The organism is Dyadobacter sp. OTU695, assembly GCF_038440355.1.
In the GTDB taxonomy this organism is placed as follows: domain Bacteria; phylum Bacteroidota; class Bacteroidia; order Cytophagales; family Spirosomataceae; genus Dyadobacter.
Genome location: NZ_JASATN010000002.1, coordinates 301,663 through 323,341, shown reverse-complemented (window position 1 = coordinate 323,341; position 21,679 = coordinate 301,663). Strand labels below are relative to the sequence as shown.

General features: G+C 48.3%; 14 protein-coding genes. 12 read left to right on the top strand and 2 right to left on the bottom strand.

The genetic code is table 11. The features are described 5' to 3' along the window. Nucleotides 1–22 precede the first annotated feature (22 nt). The 6 genes from AAHB90_RS07145 (at nt 23) to rfbD (ending at nt 10,160) form a co-directional block, all read left to right on the top strand. Complete coding sequence (locus AAHB90_RS07145) at nt 23–2,896, top strand: DUF5723 family protein (RefSeq protein WP_342084246.1); 2,874 nt, start codon at nt 23–25, stop codon at nt 2,894–2,896. A gap of 205 nt (nt 2,897–3,101) precedes the next feature. Next, nucleotides 3,102–4,682, top strand: coding sequence for a DUF1800 domain-containing protein (locus AAHB90_RS07140; RefSeq protein ID WP_342084245.1), 1,581 nt, complete (start codon nt 3,102–3,104; stop codon nt 4,680–4,682). Further along, a complete protein-coding gene (locus AAHB90_RS07135) occupies nt 4,676–6,220 on the top strand; it encodes a DUF1501 domain-containing protein (RefSeq protein WP_342084244.1) in 1,545 nt (514 codons plus the stop codon). Before AAHB90_RS07140 ends, AAHB90_RS07135 begins: the two co-directional genes overlap by 7 nt. Nucleotides 6,221–6,705: 485 nt before the next feature. Continuing rightward, nucleotides 6,706–8,076, top strand: coding sequence for a sugar transferase (locus AAHB90_RS07130; protein WP_342084243.1), 1,371 nt, complete (start codon nt 6,706–6,708; stop codon nt 8,074–8,076). A 178-nt stretch (nt 8,077–8,254) separates the two neighbouring features. Then, nucleotides 8,255–9,235, top strand: a complete 981-nt coding sequence (locus AAHB90_RS07125; RefSeq protein ID WP_342084242.1) for a T9SS type A sorting domain-containing protein — start codon at nt 8,255–8,257, stop codon at nt 9,233–9,235. A gap of 58 nt (nt 9,236–9,293) precedes the next feature. Next, complete coding sequence (gene rfbD, locus AAHB90_RS07120) at nt 9,294–10,160, top strand: dTDP-4-dehydrorhamnose reductase (protein ID WP_342084241.1); 867 nt, start codon at nt 9,294–9,296, stop codon at nt 10,158–10,160. Between the two features lie 145 nt (nt 10,161–10,305). Here the strand turns inward: rfbD and AAHB90_RS07115 are convergent, their stop codons facing one another. Beyond that, on the bottom strand, nt 10,306–10,530 hold the full coding sequence (locus AAHB90_RS07115) for a hypothetical protein (protein ID WP_342084240.1): 225 nt from the start codon (nt 10,528–10,530) through the stop codon (nt 10,306–10,308). 371 nt (nt 10,531–10,901) lie between these two features. On the opposite strand from AAHB90_RS07115, the gene AAHB90_RS07110 reads away from it, so the two are divergent. From AAHB90_RS07110 to AAHB90_RS07085, 6 genes are all read left to right on the top strand, one after another. Further along, nucleotides 10,902–11,045, top strand: a complete 144-nt coding sequence (locus tag AAHB90_RS07110; RefSeq protein WP_170118858.1) for a hypothetical protein — start codon at nt 10,902–10,904, stop codon at nt 11,043–11,045. Continuing rightward, complete coding sequence (locus AAHB90_RS07105) at nt 11,042–12,739, top strand: sodium:solute symporter (protein ID WP_342084239.1); 1,698 nt, start codon at nt 11,042–11,044, stop codon at nt 12,737–12,739. Before AAHB90_RS07110 ends, AAHB90_RS07105 begins: the two co-directional genes overlap by 4 nt. Before the next feature lie 393 nt (nt 12,740–13,132). Then, nucleotides 13,133–14,497: a TolC family protein gene (locus AAHB90_RS07100; RefSeq protein WP_342084238.1), complete on the top strand. Its 1,365-nt coding sequence runs from the start codon at nt 13,133–13,135 to the stop codon at nt 14,495–14,497. Nucleotides 14,498–14,556: 59 nt separating this feature from the next. Further along, nucleotides 14,557–15,702, top strand: coding sequence for an efflux RND transporter periplasmic adaptor subunit (locus tag AAHB90_RS07095; RefSeq protein WP_342084237.1), 1,146 nt, complete (start codon nt 14,557–14,559; stop codon nt 15,700–15,702). A 39-nt stretch (nt 15,703–15,741) separates the two neighbouring features. Beyond that, complete coding sequence (locus AAHB90_RS07090) at nt 15,742–18,912, top strand: efflux RND transporter permease subunit (protein ID WP_342084236.1); 3,171 nt, start codon at nt 15,742–15,744, stop codon at nt 18,910–18,912. A gap of 90 nt (nt 18,913–19,002) precedes the next feature. Next, nucleotides 19,003–19,905, top strand: coding sequence for a bestrophin family protein (locus AAHB90_RS07085; RefSeq protein ID WP_342084235.1), 903 nt, complete (start codon nt 19,003–19,005; stop codon nt 19,903–19,905). A gap of 54 nt (nt 19,906–19,959) precedes the next feature. Here AAHB90_RS07085 and AAHB90_RS07080 read toward each other — a convergent pair whose 3' ends face one another. Beyond that, the gene (locus AAHB90_RS07080) at nt 19,960–21,360 is read right to left on the bottom strand and encodes a DUF4270 family protein (protein WP_342084234.1); all 1,401 of its coding nucleotides are present in this window, start codon (nt 21,358–21,360) and stop codon (nt 19,960–19,962) included. Nucleotides 21,361–21,679 lie beyond the last annotated feature (319 nt).

The window sequence follows — 21,679 nt, the reverse complement described above, 5'->3', positions numbered from 1 at the left end:
ACACTAAAATTCTCAACGATTCATGAAAAAAAATCTGACGGTGTTCCTTCTTTTGACAGGAACATCTGCTTTTGCTCAAATAGCCCACTCGTATCAGCTTTACGATAATTCCTTTCAATTGAACCCGGCGAGCGCGAGGCTCGACACAAGTGCCAGATGGATGTTCAACCTGTTGTCGGTGGAAGCAAAAGCAGGGTCAAATACCGCGCGACTGTCGCTCTCCAATACATTCGCATTTGATCCATCAAAGCTACGTCAGAATGTATTGGGGAATAACCGTTTTTCTAACGGCTTTGCAAATCTGACCGTCAACGGACCATCCTTTACTTTTCACCGCGGGGCTTCATCGATTGGTTTATCGACCAGATTTCGCATGATGGCCAACTTCTGGGATGTAGATTCCCGACTATCAGGTGAAATCGGTGAATTTGCAAAATTCACGCACTCTTATCCTTATAGCCTCGATCCGTCCAAAAACACGAAGCTGAATATCAGCGCTCTGTCGGACATTGGCCTGACTTACAGCAGGAACCTGGTATCCGCGGAAAATTACTCCTTATCGGGAGGTGTTACAGTTCGGTATTACAGCGGACTGGCCAATTCATCCATTAATCTTCACGAGCTCACCGGTAATGTTAAATTGAATAATACTGACGAGACCAGCTATTTAAGTGCTTCTACTGGCAATATAGAAACCCGGACCTCCGGCAGATTGCTGGACAATTTCAACATCGGAAATATTCTTAGCGGTGGACTTGGCTCCATCGGCGCCGATTTTGGGCTTGTCTATCAATACAAGGAAAATTCCGGGCATCCGAAGATAGAAATGGGGCTGTCTGTCACGGACATTGGGCGAATTCGTTATCAGGCTGATTCTCTGTACAGCAAGTCCTATTCTACCCATATACCTGATAATGCAAATGGTTTGTATTTCAATGCAAACTTTCAAAATTCTTCAATAAGCCAAACCTCCCGCGTTTTCGACCGCTATCCCAAATTTTTCTCGCTCAAAGAAAAAAATGCCAGAGCTTATAGTATAGGATTACCGACAACGCTCCGGGCATTTGTAGACTATACGTTCACTAATCATTTTGCAACAAAGCTCTCTGGAGGTTTGGGACTGAGATCAGCGGAGAGAATCCAAAGTATATATAACCCTTCCTGGGTAAGTGTCACGCCCCGTTGGTACAGCGGAGATTTCAAAATATTTGCGCCACTAACGTATCAGCAAATCGTGGGCTTCAATGCAGGTCTGGGGGTTCAATGGAAACAATTCTTCCTGTCTTCTGGCAGCCTAATTTCTGCATTGAACCATTCAAGTATGATCGATTTACAGGTTGGATTTGCATTGAGAACAGGTAACGTCCAGCATTCCGACCGCAACCGGGCACACTTGAAAAAAGATGAGATGGATCTGATCGGTGAGAAAAATGTCAGCCAAGAGATCTCTGTACTCTCTGAGGGCCCGTCATTCGTGCTAAGTGGAGAAATATTTGCCTCGGCAACAACCGGCGATGCAGTACCGTTTTGGATGCGTGCGAACCGCTTCGGAAGTATCCCACTGTCGGGCGCATCGGGTGGCTTCATCGCAACTGCTCAGCGGGAATACCAGGTTTCGAGGCAGAAAAAGCTCACCGACTGGGGCGTATCTGTAGAACTCCGCCAAAACTGGGGCAAATCATCCAATGCCATCTTGACAGAGGCCTACATTAAAGGTCGATTAGGCATTTTCGAGGCGCGACTGGGAAGGTCAAAAAGATTGACAGGACTGGTCGCCGATTCCACCCTTTCATCAGGTTCATTCGCCATTTCGGGCAACGCGCTGGGCATTCCACAGATAGAACTGGCCATTCCGGAATACTACGCCATTCCCTTTTTGAAAAACTGGCTTTCGGTCAAAGGGAATTTTACGCACGGTTGGGTAGGCACAATTCCTTTGGGCACAATCAATACGATCAGGCAACCCGACAAAAAAGACTTTGCTTATTTTCATCAGAAATCATTGTATATAAAACTCGGAAAACCATCCTGGGATCTCAAACTGATTGGAGGGTTTAACCACCAGGTTTTTTGGGGAGATACGAAAAAAATCTACGGAGCTAACGGCACACTTTCTAAACCTGAAACTTTCTGGTATGCAGTTACCGGAAAGCGTTACGGTCACGGCCTTCGCGGCGTAGAAACGTCCAAAATAGGCAACCATCTAGGTTCAATCGACTTGGGACTGGAGTATGATTTATCAAACGTCAGAATTGGCCTTTACCGCCAGAATTTTTACGATGTAGGCGCATTGGCAAAACTGGCTAATATCCGCGACGGACTGAACGGGCTCCTAATCCTGAACAAAAATGCGAACCCTTCAGCCATTCAATGGAAAAGAATTGTGGTGGAATACTTCTATTCGGTCAATCAGGCTGGGGAATTGTGGTCCAAGCCTACCAGATCGGGCGATGAAAACTACTACAATAATTATCTATATACCGACGGGTGGTCATTTAACGGGCTTGGACTAGGGACACCGCTTATCACAGCAAAAAGTGACGGACGTAAAGACCTGATTTCCAAAAACCAGGAGTTTTTCGTGAACAACCGCGTCAGGGCACTTAATTTGGGCATCGTTATGAACGTATCAGGTTTCGATGTGACGAGTAAATTCACCTTCTCCAATAACTTCGGAACATTTGGGACCAGCGCTATCGGGTCTTCGCTCGGCGATGAACGGTACGTGATTGGCCCGCCTTTTTTCAGTAGAGTAAAGCAGTTCTCAGGATACCTTGGTGTCGTGAGGAACTTGCCCAAAGACTGGTCGATAAAGATGGATATTGCAATGGACAGGGGAAAGCTACTTAACAGTGCTTTTGGCATGTCTATGTCAGTTAAAAAGACGATCCGGTAAAGTCCAAACCAATCCTATCTCCTCATTTTCATAACTTTAACATCAAAATATAGTATTAATTCTATATTTCAATAGAAGTATTTTTACAAATTCGTAACCTACTTTATATTTGTGAAGAATTTCATTGGGCAACTTAAAGAACGAGGTTACGATGGCCTATTTGGACACCTATTCAACACTATTAACAGATAAAACTGCAGCCCACTTGTTGCGAAGAGCCACATTTGGTCCTACCCGCAGCGAAGTAAGTGCGTTTGTCGGCCTGTCGGCGGCAGATGCGGTAAATCGCCTGATCGAGAACTGCAGCGCGGTAGCTACGCCCCCGCCTCCGCGGGATTTGGATAACACCAGCTCAACTTACGGCCAACCGTTTCTAAGTCTTCCTTACAACAAAACCAAAGTGGAGATCTACGGTAGGTATGTCAATTATTGGTGGATCGGGTTAATGGCCCTGCAAAACAATAAGCCTTCACTCCTCGAAAAACTGAGTGCTTTCTGGCAAAATCATTTCGTAGTATCCAGTAGCGTCGTGTTAGACTATCGGATGATGTATCGCTATCTCCAGTTGATCAGGACAAAAGCCCTTGGAAGTTTCCGTACGCTGGCAGTAGAAATGACCACAGACCCGGGAATGCTTATCTTTCAGAATGGAAACGAAAATGTGAAAGGAAGGCCGAACGAGAACTATGCAAGGGAATTGCAGGAGCTTTTCGTAGTGGGAGAAAAGGATTTCTACGGAAACAAAAATTACGCTGAAGACGATGTCAGGGCTGCGGCCAGAGCGCTTACAGGCTGGCAGGTGATCAATCATCGTGCCGCGAATTCGCTTACTTTTGGCTCGGCTTTCACACCGGACAGGCACGATGAATCCAATAAAGTTTTCTCCTCATACTACGGCAACAAAGTAATTACCGGCCGATCCGGACCCGAAGCCGGTCCCGCCGAATTACTCGACCTCATCAATATGTTGCTGTCGCACAAAGAGTCACCTAAATACATTTGCCGTGAACTCTACAGATGGTTTGTCAACTCAGACGTGACCCAGGATATCGAAGACAATGTCATTGTCCCATTAGCTACTTTCTTTGCCAGTGCGGAAAATAACTTTGAAATAGAACCCGTTTTGAGGCGGCTGCTATCAAGCAACATATTCTTTGCAGAAATCAACAGGGGCGCCATTATCAAATCCCCTGCGGAATGGACGATTGGCTTGTTACGTTTTTTTCAGCAGCCAGTTCCGGACATGAATACGGAATATGAAGCTTTTAAAAACTATGGCAGATACGTTTTTGAAGAGCTGAACTCGCTGCAATACATCATTCTCGATCAGCCATCTGTATTCGGGTATCCTCCCTATTACCTCACGGGCTATTCCGATAACTGGATCAACGGTGCAACGCTTGGTACGCGTAACCTTATCAGCAACAAACTTATTTACCCTTACGTCGCTATTAAGGCAGGATACGTAATTGGCATCGATTTTGTTGGTTGGATCTCCTCCCTGCAACCTAATTTTTCTGATGTTGCCGGAACCGCTGCCATTACTTGCGAGCAAATATATGACGAGTTTGTAAAATACCTTTTTGCAACTGATCTGAATCAGACTCAGAAAGACTTCCTTATAGACAATGCAATGATGAAAGGTTTGACCCGGCAAAACTGGGTCAGGGAATGGAATAATTACCGGACCACCCCCAGCAAGCCAGAATACCGGGCAGTGGTTCTTTACAGAGGGCAACAGTTAATGCGTCAAATGCTGCGCATGGCAGAATATCAAATGTGCTGAAGAAAATGAACCGAAGAGACTTTATCGCTGCCGCGACATCGACCATCTTACCACTTACGGTAAACGGACTGAATCTCAAAACGTTTACGAGAGACTCACCTATTGTCCGCTCGCTCATGTCGACAGCCGCGGCAAATGAGGATAAGATTCTCGTAATTATATACCTGAACGGTGGAAACGACGGATTAAACACAGTCATTCCGCTAGACTCTTATTCGCAGTACTATAAATTAAGGACCAATATAGCAATCCCTGAAAATCAGATTCTAAAACTAAATGGATATCCAGAAACTGGATTTCATCCAGTAATGACAGGGATGCGTGACATGTTCAATGAAGGTAAGTTGGGGATTATCCATTCTGTTTCCTATCCCAATCCCAACTTCTCCCATTATCGTTCGTCGGACATTTGGATGACAGGAGTCGATTCAAACCAATTTGCCGACACCGGCTGGGCGGGCAGATATCTGGATAACCGATATCCGGGATTTCCGACCTCATACCCGAATCAAACCATGAAGGACCCGCTTGCGTTGCAGATTGGCTCTGTGAGTACGACCACCTTACTCGGGCCGCAGCAACCCATGAACGTGACTATCCAGGATCCCGAAAGCTTTTATAAGCTGGTTGGTCAAATGGAACAATTACCGTCGACCGATCTGCCTTGCTGTGAAGCCGGGCGAAGGATCGATTTCATCCGCCGGCAACAAATTCTTTCAGTAGGATACTCCGCTGAGATCAAGGCGGCCGCCGATGCAGGTCAAAATCTGGCAACATACCCTGCTGCTATCAGCGGCAATACATTAGCAGAGCAACTCAAAATTATCGCCCGCCTTATCCACGGCGGGCTCCAATCAAAAATTTACTTTGCCGAACTTCGTGGATTCGATACGCACGCATTGCAAGTCACCAGCACAAATACGGCTGAGGGCGAACATGCCCGGTTGCTTCGGTTATTGTCAGAAGCCATTACCGCATTTCAAAGTGATCTAAAACTTCAGGGAACCGAAAATAAAGTCATTGGCCTTACCTTCTCCGACTTCGGAAGACGTGTCGACTCAAACGCGTCCTACGGAACAGATCATGGAAGCTCTTCGCCCATGTTCGTTTTTGGAACGGGCTTGAAAAGGCAAATGGTTGGTACGAATCCAAATTTAACCACGGACCTCGATCCGATGTTTATCAACTCCCGGGAGACGAATGTTAACCTCAAAATGCAGGTGGACTTCAGAAGAATTTATTCCGACATACTCCGGGATTGGTTTGGCACGCCTGGTACTACGACGAACTCACTGATGTTCAAAAACTTCCAAACCACTTCTTTATTTTCGGATGTTGTCTTCTCAACGGCGTCTGGCGTGTGGCAGGATCGTTCGATCTGGTCATCCGGGCGCATGCCGGGACCGAAGGATTATGTGATTATCAATGCCGGCCATGTCGTGTCCGTTAATCAAAATCTGGTTGTTAGAAACATTCAAGTTGAAGCCGCCGGCGAGCTCCTCTTTACGGGTAATTTCACAGTAACGACCAGCGGCTAGCACACTTGCCCACATCATGCCGGTATATTCCACATTTGTAGGCTGTTGTCCTGCCAATTTGCTGACGATAATTGGCACTAAACAATTATAAGTTTTAATCTTGCCAAGAAAATGGTTCGATGGAACAATCTTTTGGACTTATCCAAGAGGTCCATTTTGCAAGCTGAATCTTCCGTTTCTAACTAGTGTTACGACTTGTACCTCAAGGTGGGTGAGCTCCCCTTTTCAATTCTATCAAAAACATTAAAAATTAGGCGTATTTGGATGGTTCCATCTGATCCTTAATCTAGTCATGGAAAAGCGCAATTATTTTCTTTACAGATCTACGAAAAATTAATACTACACAATTGCGTTTTCTGTAAGAAAAATTGTAAACTTGTATTTATAAAAGATTAGTACTTTTCTTCGAAAATTGTTAATCGGGTTTGTGATTGGTTAAACGGTCTTTTTCGTGCCATTACATCCTTTACTCAACGTTACAACTTATGAAAAATCACTATCCTGGGCTACTGCCCAAGGCTCACCTCTGGACGGACGTCGCGCTCCTTAATCTATCGTTCTTCTTCGCCTACGTTGTTCGATTTGACAATGGTATCACCACGCTCTTCGAAAATCAGTATGTAAATCTGCTGCTGGTCGCGAACCTGGTGTGGGTTTTCACGATTTATGTTTTTAAAACTTATCGTTTTACCCGGTTGTCGTATCACTTCAATACGCAACTGACCAGTTTCCTAAAAGCGGTAACCATACACGGAGCAGTGATGATGGCCTTTCTTTACCTTAGCAAACAGGGGCAAGAATATTCGCGCTATCAGTTCCTGATGACCTACATTATGTTTATCTCACTTTCTTCCGCATCTCGAGCAGGTGCTGTGCTTTTTCTGAAAGTGTATCGCCAGGCGGGCTACAACTACAATCGCTATGCGATTGTAGGAAAAGGCGACCTTGCCACGCTCATTCGTGATTTCTACAACGAAAGAAAAGAACTTGGTTATCGTTTCTCAGGGGCTATTGATCCTTCTTCGGAAAAAAATCCGATAGAGTCGCTCGAAACGATGGTCAAAGAAAAGCAGCTCGACTACCTGTATTGCTGCCTTTCAGAAATGAACGACGAGCAGGTCAAAGAAGTAATCCGCTTAGGCGAGCGCCAGCGCACGCACATACGTCTTGTGCCAGATTTTCGCGGATTTATGACCAATATGGCTACCATCGAGTACCACGATATCTATCCGATCATTCAGGTAAACACCAAACCGTTTTCAAGTCTGAACGAGCAGACGGTAAAACGTGCGTTCGACCTAATTTTTTCAATTATCGTAATGATTCTCGGCGCGCCGGTATTTTTCCTGGTGTGGGCGGCGATCAAGATTACCTCGCCAGGACCGGTGTTCTTCAAGCAGCAGCGTTCAGGCCGCTGGGGCGAGTTATTCTACATTTACAAGTTCCGCAGCATGAGGGTAGATGCCGACAAAATGGGCTTGCAGCATTCCAAAGGTGACGACGATCCGCGAATTACACCGATAGGTCGTATCCTGCGCAAATCGCGCCTTGATGAGCTTCCGCAGTTTATCAATGTGCTGAAAGGCGAGATGTCGGTAGTCGGACCACGTCCGTTGTACAAATACGACGTTGACATGCTGATGGAGGCCGCTCCGCATGATTTCCAACGCCTGCTCACTGTTAAACCCGGCATTACCTCGATCGGCCAGATCAATGTAGGTTATGCAGACACCGTCGCAAAGAATGTCGAGCGTCTCAAATATGATCTTCAATATCTTAAATCTTATAGCGTTCTTGACGATGTACAGCTGATTTTCAGAACAGTACAAGTAATGGTTCTTGGACGCGGGCAATAGAATTTATCTTACAGTATCCACAACCGAAAGTACGAAAAAAGGCGCCAATGGCGCCTTTTTTCGTTTACCCTCAAATCACCTGTTCATTTTTCATAGGTACACTTTTTTATGTGTAGTATAAATTCTATTTTTGTGTAACACAATATGTTATATACAGTTAGAATTTATAAAGGAAAGAATGAGAAGGGCTCTACATGTTTTAGGTATAATATGCTTGCTGCTGATCGGAATGAACAGCGTGCACGCGCAACGGCGCAGGATATTTACTGATCGCGTCGCATTCGGCAAAGTAACTTATCCAAGTACGGCCACTATTACCGCCAACATGGTCGATGGCTATGTGAAAGTTACCGGTAGCAACCGTTTTGTGTTCCCCACCAGCGACAATTCCGTGTACCGCCCTTTCGCGGCAGCGGCAGAAGGAACCACCGGGGCCTATTTTTCGGCTAACCCGGCAGTAGGCGTCACAACCAGCCACAAAGGCGGCAATTACCCTCCGCTTCCGACAGGTGCCCCCTTCCCGGCGACGAGCAGGGACGCCAATATCGGTAAGGTTTCGACCCAGGAATATTGGGATATCAATGGTGCGACTGCCACGAAAATCACGCTATCGTGGCATCTGGAAAGCGGAATGGGATCGTTGGCACCGGGCGGGAATTTGAGCAAGGTTTATATCATCGGCTGGAATGGTTCAAAATGGGTAAAAATCCCTTCGACAGTTGATGCCGTATCGCTGTTTGGTGCAAGCAGCAATACCAGCGCGGGCTCCATGACGACCAACGCGGCCATTATTCCAAATACCTACCTGGCGTACACATTCGGGGCGGACCTGTCGGCCACCCGCGAAATGGCACCCGGTGCGGATAGTGGCCTTGTAGCTGATGAAGGCACCGAAATAATAAAACCACAGAGCAGCTCCCCCTATGAAGTGGAAACCGCGGTGTACCCGAACCCGGTACGCGACCGCATTTTTGTCCGGGACAGCCGGAAGATCAAACGCGTTTCGATTTGGGACCTTAATGGCCGACGCATCATATCGGTCAACCGGGCCTACGAAAATGGTATTGATGTGAACAGCATCCCCGCCGGGATTTATGTAGTGGATGTGGAAGACGAAAAAGGTAAAACCACTTCCCGCAAAATAATAATCAACAAATAATACCCCGTTCCCTGAGGCATTCCTTAAATTTGTATTTAACGCATTATAAAAATACTCAATGAAAATAGTTGTATTAGGTGCCTCAGGGCAGTTGGGGAGCTGTCTTAAAAAGATCTCAGCAGAACGTAATCTCACGGACATTTCATTTCCTTCAGAAGAACAAGCCAATATCCTCGACAAAGCCCTTCTAGATAAGCTGTTTTCTATCGAAAAACCACAGTATGTGATCAACTGCGCTGCTTATACAGCCGTAGACAAAGCAGAGGACGACGTGGATACCTGTCGGAAAGTAAACCGCTACGGTGCTGCGTATATTGCTGAGGTCTGCAAAAAACATCAGTCAATTCTCATACACATCTCAACTGATTTTGTCTTCAAAGGGGATGTCCCCAAGCTGTTGTCAGAAACCGATCCGGCCGAACCCGAAAATATATACGGGCTTACCAAGCTTGAAGGTGAAGCAGCTATCGCAGAAATCCTCCCGGAGCATTACACCATCCGCACAAGCTGGCTGTATTCCGAATTTGGAAATAATTTTGTAAAAACAATGCTTCGTCTCGGCCGCGAACGCGAGCAATTAGGCGTGATTGTAGACCAGGTGGGCTCCCCTACTTACGCGATCGACCTTGCCAATACAATCCTGGATATCGTCGAGGCCGACAACAAGGCTTACGGCATTTACCATTACAGCAACGAAGGCGTAACTTCATGGTACGATTTTGCCAAAGCGGTTTTCGACCTGAGCGAAACTACCGTGAAACTTAATCCGGTTAAAACTTCGGAATATATAACACGGGCGGTTCGTCCGGCTTATTCTGTTATGGATAAATCAAAGATCAAAAATACTTTCGGCATCGAAATACCCTACTGGCGGGACAGCCTCAGCATTTGTGTCGACCGGCTGGTAAACGAAACAGTTAGCTAATTACCCTACTGCTCACTGCAAATTCATAATTCCCCGAGCTAACCTGCGCCACCAAGTAGCTATCTTCTTTTCCAATGTTTTTACTAATTCGGAGGAAGATAGCTGCTTCTCATTCGTCAGCGCCGGATCCATCCCCGCACGCGTATTATACGAGCGTGTATACGGGTACGGTCACCCTCAGCCTACCTGCTTCGCTCCGCTCGGAGGCAAAGGATTGAATCCTAACGCAAAACTTCTCCCCTTGGGCGCATTGATGGCCTTCTTTGCTGACGAGCTTTGTGAAATGCTGATGGACCAGATCGGCTTGACCGGTACCTTTCCCGAGCAGGTTGGACGCATCCAGCACGCGGGTGCCACCGCGGTCGGACATCCACACAATACGTTTGGGGGACAGATACTGCCGGACCGGTGAATCCTTCTGGGCCTCATAGCTGTTGTCGAAGTCGGCGGGAGTTTCTTTCCGAGCAGATCGCCGACAACCGGTACAGAAAAAGTGAAGGAAGGCCAGGTAGTTTTTCGCGAGTCGATAGTTTTGGTTCGGGATTGCAATATTCCCTAAAAATAAATAATTATAAACTAGTCGATTAGTCTGTTCGGTCTTGCCCGGCGCCATTACCCATATGGCTACCGTTAACGCTTCGTTAACATTTTTACATGCTAAAAGTAAGTTAAAACCGTTCTACTTTTGCTTGTGGTACAATACCCGGCCATTTTTGAGTACTAAACCTTTCGACCCGAACGATGATCATAAAAGAAAATAGCTCGCAGGACCGCGACGGGCTGCCCCCATTTGTCAATAGCTGGAAACAGCTTTACATTTTGCTGATCGGCATGCTCGCGCTACAAATTGTCCTCTTCTATTTATTTATGACCCATTTTCAATGAGCACACTCGACTGGATCGTTCTTTCGTTTACCCTTCTTTTTGTAGTATTATACGGGATCTATCGCAGCCGCGAAAAGCATACGATGGATTCGTTCCTGCTTGCCGGTCAATCGATGCCCTGGTACCATGTGACATTGTCGCTAATGGCCACCCAGGCAAGCGCGATCACCTTTCTTTCCGCGCCCGGACAGGCCTATACCGATGGTATGCGCTTTGTGCAGTTCTACTTCGGGCTGCCGCTGGCGATGGTGGTACTTTGCGTGACATTCGTGCCCAAATTCGGCAAGCTCAAAATATTCACCGCCTACGAATTCCTCGAAGGCCGCTTCGACCTGCGTACGCGCGCGCTCACCTCATTTTTGTTCCTTTTGCAACGCGGGCTCTCGACGGGCCTTTCCATTTATGCCCCCTCGCTGATCCTTTCTGCCATTCTGGGCTGGGACATTACCTGGACTAATATTATTTCGGGAGGCGTTGTGATACTTTACACCACGCTGGGCGGCTCCCGGGCGGTTTCGCACACCCACTTGCAGCAAATGGGCATTATTACGGTGGGGATGGTCGTAGCAGGTGTGATGGTGGTCAAGTTTCTGCCTGCACAGGTGTCTTTCACTGACGCTTTACATGTGGCCGGCAAGATGGGCAAAGTGAATCTGATCGACTTTACTTTTGACCTGAACAACAGATATAATGTTTGGTCGGGGCTGATCGGCGGGTTCTTTCTGCAACTATCCTACTTTGGTACCGACCAATCGCAGGTCGGACGTTTTCTGACCGGCAGCTCGCAAGGCCAAAGCAAGCTCGGGCTTGCCATGAACGGGCTGCTAAAAATTCCGATGCAGTTTTTGATACTGCTGGTGGGAGTGCTCGTGTTTGCATTCTACCAATTCACTACGCCCCCTCTTTTCTTTAACCAGACGGCCGCCGATCATGTCAGATCGACCCCGTATGCGGCAGAATATGCCGCATTGGAAAAGCAACATGAACAGATCCAGTCCGTAAAGCGGCCCCAGGTAATGGCCCTGACCGAAGCAATTCGAAAGGACGACCAGCAGGCCATTGAGGCGTCCCGGGGAATCCTTACCGAACTGGAAGCAAAAGTAAAGGACGTTCGCAAAGAAGCAGCCGCTGTGCTCTCCAAAGCCAACGGCGGCGATACCAACGATGTGAACTACATTTTCCTCCGATTTGTGATCGACTACCTGCCAGCGGGAATGGTGGGCCTGCTCATCGCGGTGATTTTACTGGCCTCGATGGGCTCTGTTGCGGCGGCATATAACTCGCTAGCCTCTTGTACGATCATCGATATTTACAAGCGGATCATCCGTAAGGATGGCAACGGGCACAATTACGTGGCCGCTTCGCGTTGGGCGACAGTCATCTGGGGTGTGTTCTGCATTGCCGTAGCGCAATACGCTTCGCGGCTGGGAAGTATGATCGAGGCGGTCAATATCCTGGGTTCTCTTTTTTACGGGACTATTCTGGGCATATTTCTGGTCGCGTTTTATTTTAAGAACATCGGCAGCCGGGCGGTTTTCTGGGGAGGCATTATCGGTGAGATATTCGTGATCGCTAGCTACGTGATAGATCTGACTGCATTTCTCTGGCTAAACCTGATCGGCTGTGTGCTGGTGATCCTCTTCGCCGCCCTGATCGAGAAAGTATGGCCGCAGCACCAGGCGGATCTCGAATAACGTCTGTGCGTAATTTTTACGCATTACAAAATGCCCTTGAAATGTCCTGCAAAGCACAATTCTCTTTAAAAATTACACATTTTAAAGAAAGGATAGTGCGTTGCCCATTTTTTTCAAATACATAGGAAACTATTCCCTCAGATAAATCCTTAATAAGTACAATCGGACAACGGGGTTGCTTATACGCAGATGAATTATGTCACCGATTGTTACAAAATAATCTCTAAACCTACTGGCCATGCTTACGCCGCTCAGTCCTTTCTTTTCGGGGGTCAAAATCCGGTTCCCAGCCACAGATAGCTGACTGCTATCACGCTTTTTTTCAATTATTAAACCTGTTCATCATCAGACAGAAGCACTTTATCTCTATTCAAAATTCTAATTAACACCTACATGAAGTATTGGTCTAAGCCACAAAAAACAACGCGTTTGGCGCTTAGCTCGGCATTCCTCTTATTGAATTTGCTCAGTACCGCCCTTGCTCAGGGCATCCAGGAAAGTAGCCGGGAAGCGCCGGTCTTGGAGCAGGCAACTTTACAGGATGTGGTCGCCTATGCCATAAAAAACCAGCCAGCGATCCAGCAATCGCTGATCGACGAGCAGATCACGGCCAACCAGGTCCGCGCCAAACTGGCCGACTGGTACCCGCAGATCGGCTTCAACTACAACTTGCAGCACAACTTTATTGTTCAGACCAGCATTATCGCCGGTAATCCGGTGAAACTGGGGGTTAACAACGTTTCCGCCGCACAGTTCACGCTTTCACAACAGATCTTCAACCGGGACGTATTGCTGGCCAGGCGCACCCGCGGCGATGTACTTTTTGCAGCGAGCCAGAACACGGTCAACAACAAGACTGACCTGGCTGTGAATGTTTCCAAAGCATTCTACGATGTGCTGGCCACCACCCAGCAGATCAAAGTAGCCAGCGAAGACATCCTGCGCCTCGAACGCAGCCTGAAAGACGCCCAAAACCAGTATAAATCAGGCGTTGCCGACAAGATCGACTACAAGCGGGCAACTATTTCCCTGAACAACACCCGCGCCAACAAGAAAAGCAACGAAGAAGTCTTAAAAGCCAAACTGGAATACCTGAAAACGCTGATGGGCTATCCCCTGAGCAAAGCGCTGGAAATCAGTTATGATACCTTGCAAATGGAACGCGAGATAGCCTTAGACACGTTGCAGAATGTCGATCTGAACACACGGATCGAGTACCAGATCCTGGCAACCCAGAAAAAGCTGGCGGAAGCCAATCTGACTTACAACAAATGGAGCTATTTGCCGAACCTCTCACTGAACGGGGCTTATAACCTCAACTTTCAGAATAACCAGTTTTCAGACCTTTACAACAAGAATTATCCCAATTCGTTCGGTTTGCTGACCCTCTCACTACCCATTTACCAGGGCGGAAAAAGGAAGGCAAATACCAAACAGGCTGAATGGCAGCTCAAACGCCTGGATTGGGACCTGAAAGGCCTTCAAAACAACGTAAACGCTGAATACGCGAGCGCACTGGCCAGCTACAAGGGCAATTTGACCAATCTGCTCGCTCAGAAAGAGAATGTCGAGCTGGCCCGTGAGGTGTACGATGTGATCCAGCTGCAATACAAATCGGGTATCAAAACTTATCTGGAAGTGGTTACATCCGAAACCGACCTTCGACTGGCGCGCATCAATTACTACAACGCATTATACCAGGTGCTAGCCAGCAAGATCGATGTTCAGAAAGCGCTCGGACAGATCAATATTCAATAGCAGGCCGCGGATTACGGCCTTCATTAACACCAGCTTCCATTAGAAAATATTTTAATGATATGTTCTTAAATACCACCAAATACTACCCCGCCCTGCTTGCATTGATGATCTTCTCGTGCGGCAAAAAAGATCAGCAACAGGCTCCCACTGCCCCGCCGGCAGTTCCGGTGACTTTAACAGCAGTGACAACATCAGAGGCCTCCTATTATGACGAGTACCCGGGAACGGTCGTGCCGCTTAACGAAATCGAGCTGCGTCCTCAGGTCACCGGCTTTGTTACCGGCATTCATTTCACCGACGGGGCCCGCGTGCGCAAAGGCCAGCTGCTTTATACCATCGACGCGCAGCTGTACGATGCCAACTACGACCAGGCTGTCGCTACCCTGAATGTACAGGAGGCTAACCTGGCCCGTGCCCAGAAAGATGCGGATCGCTACCATGAGCTCGAAAAAAACGACGCTGTGGCCAAACAGCTTGTGGATAATGCAGACGCTGCTCTGGAAGTGGCAAAAAGACAGGTAGACGCCGCAAAGGCCAGCATTAAAGCAAGCCAAACCAGCGTGCGCTACACCAAAGTTACCGCGCCCTTTGATGGTGTGATCGGTATTTCGGCAGTGAAGGTGGGCGCGCCTGTGTCAGCGGGCCAGACCATTCTGAACACGGTTTCGACCGATAGTCAGCTCGCAGTCGACTTCAATGTGGACCAGAAGGAAATTTACCGCTTCACTTCACTGCTCAAATCCCAAAAGGCGAGCGATTCGACATTCTCGATCAAATTCGGCACGGACGTTTACCCGGCTTACGGCAAAATCGCACTGCTCGACCGGGCCGTGGATCCGCAAACAGGAAGCATCAAGGCCCGTCTGATATTCCCCAACAAGGACAACCAGCTCCGTGCAGGCATGAGCGGCACGGTCAGGGTACTGAACAATGCAGGTTCAAAATCTGTGGTGATCCCTTACAAGGCCGTAACTGAGCAATTGGGCGAGTACTTTGTGTACGTGGCAGGCGATAGCAGCAAGGTCACCCAGCGCAAAGTGGTCCTTGGTACGGCCATCGGTCCGAATGTCATTGTTAAAGACGGCCTTAAAGAAGGCGAGAAAATCGCGGTCGAAGGTGTGCAGAACCTTCGCGAAGGAGCAGTTGTGCAGGAAGGCGCACCCAATCAGGGTGGCCCGCAACCGGGCGGCCCTCAGAAAAAATAAGCAGCCGGTCCCTTTTATTATTTCATAAACCAGTACGAAATGATTGCAGATGTTTTTATAAAAAGGCCGGTCACCGCGATAGTATCCTCGGTGGTGCTGGTCCTGGTGGGGCTCATTGCCCTTACCACCCTGCCGGTGGCCCAATATCCCGACGTTACCCCTCCCACGGTAACTGTTAGCGGTAACTTTACCGGTGCCGACGCGCAGACGGTCGAGCAAACGACGACCACCCCTATTGAGACCCAGATCAACGGTGTGCCTGGCATGACCTACATGTCCAGTAACAGTACCAGCAGTGGGCAAAGCAGCATTAACGTTACATTCGACGTTGGTACCGATGTCAATATCGCCGCCCTGGACGTACAGAACCGCGTGAGCGTGGCCGAGCCCACCCTTCCCGATGCGGTAAAGCGCCTTGGTCTGACTGTCCGCAAACGCCAACCGAGCATTATGATCGCGCTGGCCTTATACTCGCCCAATGGCACGCACGATGCGCAGTTCATCGGTAACTATGCCAACATTTACATTAAAGACGCACTTCAACGCGTAAAAGGTGTGGGTGATATCGTCTCGCGTGCCGATGACTTTGGTATGCGTATCTGGCTAAACCCCGAAAAGCTGGCCACCCTGAGAATGACCCCATCGGACATTTCTGCGGCATTGGCAGAGCAGAACTTGCAGATCGCGGCCGGAACCGTCGGCGGCACCCCTCAACCAGGCGCCCAGGCATTTGAATACAGCGTGCTGACCAACAGCCGGCTGAATACCAAAGAGCAGTTTGAAAATATCATCGTGCGCTCATCGCCCGACGAGGGTAGTGTGGTATACCTGCGCGATGTAGCACGCGTGGAACTGGGTAAGTTCGATTACGGCGTGAATGCATTCGTAAGTGGTAAACCTGCCGCATTCGTATTGATCTACCAGGCTCCTGGTGCAAACGCGCTTGACACCTACGAAGGTGTGATGAAGGCCTTGACCGAAATGAAGAAGACCTTTCCGAAAGACATCGATTACGTGATCCCTGTTGAAACTGCATCGGTGGTGAAAGTGTCCATCGAGGAGGTGCTACATACATTTGGCGAGGCGATGATCCTTGTCGTGCTGGTGGTGTTTTTGTTTTTGCAAAACTGGCGCGCGACGCTGATCCCGATCCTTGCGATCCCGGTTTCTCTGATCGGTACTTTTATATTCTTCATTCCTTTCGGATTTACGATCAACACGCTGACGCTCTTTGCCTTCGTGCTTGCGATCGGTATAGTTGTCGACGACGCGATTGTGGTGGTGGAAGCGGTGCAGCACTATATCGATGAGAAGAAAATGTCGCCCCGCGCTGCTACCGAGCAGGCGATGAAGGATATTTCCGGCCCGGTTATTGCGATCGCGTTGATCCTTGCGGCTGTGTTTGTGCCGGTAGGTTTCGTACCGGGTATCGTAGGACGACTCTACCAGCAATTTGCGATCACGATCGCTGTTTCCGTTCTGCTTTCTGCATTTGTAGCGCTTTCACTAACCCCTGCGCTTTGCTCGATCATGCTGCGCCCTTCGAAAGGTGCTGACGATAAGAAGAACCTTCTTGAACAATTCTTCGACCGCTTCAACCGCTGGTTTGACCGGGTTTCACGCTCATATACCAGAGGCGTTTCCAAATGGATCAAAGCCACGCCGCTGGTGCTGGTAATGATGGTCTGTCTGTTTGTGGGGCTATTCTTTCTCTTTAAAAACAAACCATCGGGTTTTATTCCCGTGGAAGATGAAGGCCGTCTTTTCGTTACCTATGAAATGCAGGAAGCTACTTCGACCACACGCAACGTGGCGATGATCAAAGACATCATGTCGCGGGTTTCCTCCATTCCGGAAGTAAAAGTAGTCGGCGGCCTTGCCGGTCTGAACGTGATCAGCTTTTCAAACAAATCCAACGTGGGTACCATGTTTGTGAGCCTTCACCCATGGGCCGACCGCAAAGGGGCCGAGCACCATGTGCAGGCCGTAATTAAGGAAATCCAGAAACGTACGGCCGACATTAAGGAAGCCCGTGTACTTGCGATTGCCCCTCCGGCGATCCCAGGTCTTGGAGCGACCTCAGGTTTCACATTCCAGTTGCAGCAATCAACGAGCACTGACAATATCCAGCAATTCGAAGCGGTTGCCCGCGAGTTTTTAGGAAGGGTAAACAAACGCCCTGAAATTGCGATGGCCTACACATTTTTCAATGCGAGGACGCCAAGCTATCAGATTGATGTAGACCGTGACAAAACCAAGAAGCTCGGCGTGCAGGTCAATGACGTGTTTAATTCCCTGTCCACGCTTCTGGGTAGTAGTTATGTCAACGACTTCAACCTTTATGGCCGTAACTTCCGCGTGATGGTTCAGGCCGACAGCAGTTTCCGCTCCTCGCTGGATAAAATCCAGAAGTTTTACGTCAGAAACAGGGCAGGTAACATGGTGCCACTCAGCGCATTGGTTACATCCCGGGTGGTAGAAAACCCTGCATTGATTTCCCACTACAACATTTACCGCTCAGTGGAGATCAACGGAACGCCTAAGCCTGGTTTCAGTAGTGGTCAGGCGATCACCGCGTTGCGCGAGGAAGCGGCCAAACTGCCGGCGGGTTACGCCTACGAGTTTTCAGGTATGAGTAGTGAGGAGATTAAAGCGGGTGACAGTACAACCACGATTTTTGCAATTTCTATCGTATTCGTGTTCCTGTTTCTGGCAGCGCTCTACGAAAGCTGGTCGATACCGTTCTCTGTGCTTTTCGCAGTACCCATCGGGGCATTCGGCTCGATCCTGACGCTGACATTCCTGCCGAATTTGTCCAACAACATTTACGCGCAGATCGGTTTGATTACCCTGATTGGTCTTGCGGCCAAAAACGCGATCCTGATTGTCGAATTCGCCAAGGAGCGGGTTGACAACGGTATGGAGCTCGTCAAAGCGACGCTGGAAGCGGTGCAACTTCGTTTGAGGCCTATCATTATGACCTCGCTGGCATTCATCCTGGGCGTACTTCCGCTGGCGTTTGCAAGCGGCGCGGCGGCCGAGTCGCGAAAAACCATCGGCTGGACAGTATTTGGTGGTATGCTTGCCGCTACCTCGCTGGCGATTTTTGTGGTGCCTGTATTATTTGTGGCTATCGAAAAGCTGGCGACCGGCAAGAAGGGACAACAACCTGCAAGGCCTGGCAACATCGCCGACGCACCTTCGCATTAAGCGTATATTGTTTTATTTTAAAAAGCGGGTCATAGGCATTACTATGGCCCGCTTTTTTATATTTTGGCACAGAACTTATTATAAAAATTTATGTACGTTAAAGAGGTCTTTTCGATCTGGCGCCTGCTCAAAGGTATTTGGGTGGGCGTCGTTGCTGTAACTGCTTACGCAACACTGGTTTTTTACCTTTTCAGTCATCAGAACTGGCACTTTCTTTCCTTTCCTATTTCCATCACTACTATTCTCGGCACAGCGCTTTCTCTGTTGCTGGGTTTTAGGACCAACTCGGCCTACGACCGCTGGTGGGAAGCCCGCAAAAATTGGGGCGAGATCGTCAACGATAGCCGCACGCTGGTTCGCCAGGCAATGGCCTTTATCGAAGCGCCTTCAAAAGAAAAAGACGAACTAGTCTCCAACATCGCCCATTTACAAATCGCCTGGTGCTATTCGCTGGCCAACTCGTTACGCCGCACGCAAGTACTTGTGTATGCGGATCTGCACCTGACTACCGAAGAGCACCAGTATGTGAGCGCACAAGACAATATCCCCAACGCCATACTGAACCTGATCCAGTTCAAGGTAGCTTCACTACACGATTCGGGTCAAATCAAGACGCTGCTCTATCAGAACCTTGACGACACGTTGCGCAGACTTTGCGATGCGATGGGAAAATGTGAGCGGATCAAGAATACGATTTTTCCTACCCAATATGCCTTTTTTGTGCACCTGGTGATATTTATCTTCACACTGGTACTTCCAATGGGCCTGGTCGAAAGCATCGGCCGCATTGCCATTCCGATTACGTTCACGATTTCCTTCCTGTTCTTTTACATGGAATGGATCGCCTATATTATGCAAAACCCGTTCGAGAACGGGCCCAACGACATTCCCATGACCTCCCTGTCGCGCAGTATTGAGATTAACCTGCTGCAACTGATCGGGGCTGATAAGATCCCTGAGAAGATACTACCCAAGAATGGCGTGGTCATGTAAGCAAAGAAGGGGCAAGCATTGCTGCCTGCCCCTTCCCTCTACTAATCTTAAATACTATTTAGGTTTGACCTTGGTGTAATACAGTTCAAGTTCAACACCTTTGTCAGCATTCAACTGGTCTCCTACCACTAGGCGGTCGACACTACGGGCGAATTCGCTACCCGCATCACGGAAAGTCCCGCTTGAACCGAATGGACTGCTGCGGATAATAAAACCACCGATATCATTGGTTTCTGAGACCATTATTTCAGTGGCAAAAGAGCTGATATCGAAACGGTAATACTGCTCGTTCTTAATCAAATCATTGAAATAAATGCTGCTCACTCCGCCCTCTGTGCCGAGCAACGTCACCGGCAGAGGCGCCCCATTGCCATCTGTATAAAACTGGTTATTCTTATCAAGCCTGTATAGATAAAGCACGCGCGGAACCCTGAAGGCATCGGTAACTGAGGCTCGTAAGGGTTTAACCCGCAAATAAGCCTTGTTGATAGCTGTATACTGCGTGTACTTAAGATTGCGCAGGTAAGGCAGATCGACACGTAGCATAATACCAGTTCCCGCCTGCATGAATGCCATATTCCCTGATTGCGAGGATGGCAGCGAACGGCGTGTGTTGTCCGGCATTTTCGCAAGCTGTGTTCCAGCAGGATCAGCTATTGTCTGATTATAGTTTGCGGTAACTTTAAATATGGTCGAATCCTTTTTGAACTCGCTTACCAAAGGGGTATGGTAATGAAGCTGCACGGAAGTGCTGTCGATGTTCCATTTAAACCCGATGATGGGGCCGTTATCGGTCGCCGCGGGCACTACGACCAATCCTTTTACTAGGTTGATCCAGTCGGCATTGGAAGTCAACTGATTATTTTTCGCCATTTCAAAAACCTGCTTCCCGAGTGCGTCTGAAAGCCGGATTCTTAAAAGCGCGGTAGTAGTAGGCCTTGACACAATCGTTATCTTTCCGATCGATGCAGGCTCATAGGGAGTCGAGTTGTGGTTCCAGTAAGCACTGCCGGAAGGAATATCGGTAATATCCTTAAGCAGTTTATGAACCGTCAGATTCATCGGCTTGGTCGTATCGCCATAGCTGTAAGAATTATCGTATCTCAGCGACAGTATCAGCGAATCATACTCGGCTTCCTGCGCTAAACTCAGCCCGCCATTCAGAGTCGGCTGAAAAAAGCTCATCGTCCTTACCTTACCAAAATAGGGATCCTTGTAGGTACCCAAGAGCATCCGTGAGGCCGCGCCGGTCATCAGCGAATCCGTACCGATCGTGGAAAGCTTGATGGTAACAGTATCGGTACTTAACACGGCAAAATCGTCAGGATCGGGTTGCGCCAGGGATTCGATCTCATCACCCCACTCACATGCTGCGAGCGAAAACGCAAATCCAACTATGATTAGAAGCTTATAGACTATTGACGACTTCCCGAGGGAATAAGACTGAAATTTCATTTAGAGCAAGAACAGTAAAAAGTGCAAAAATATCAGTTGCATTCTTAATTACAACATGATTCGACGAATTAGAACAAATAAGAAAGTAAAATCCTGTTTGCAACAAATAACACGGTGCATACGTAAGAGTAAAGCAAAGGCCTTTCAACTGTTACGCCGCAAGCCCTCGAAAAGTGGCAGACCTGTCAAGAAACGTAAAAGTGAGAAGACTATTTCAAACCTTTGACGGTTGGAATGCATCCTGGACCTGGCAGTTAGTCGTACCGGCGCAACATTGTAACCCGATACGCGTTGAAAGTAACTGACTGATTAAAGTTTT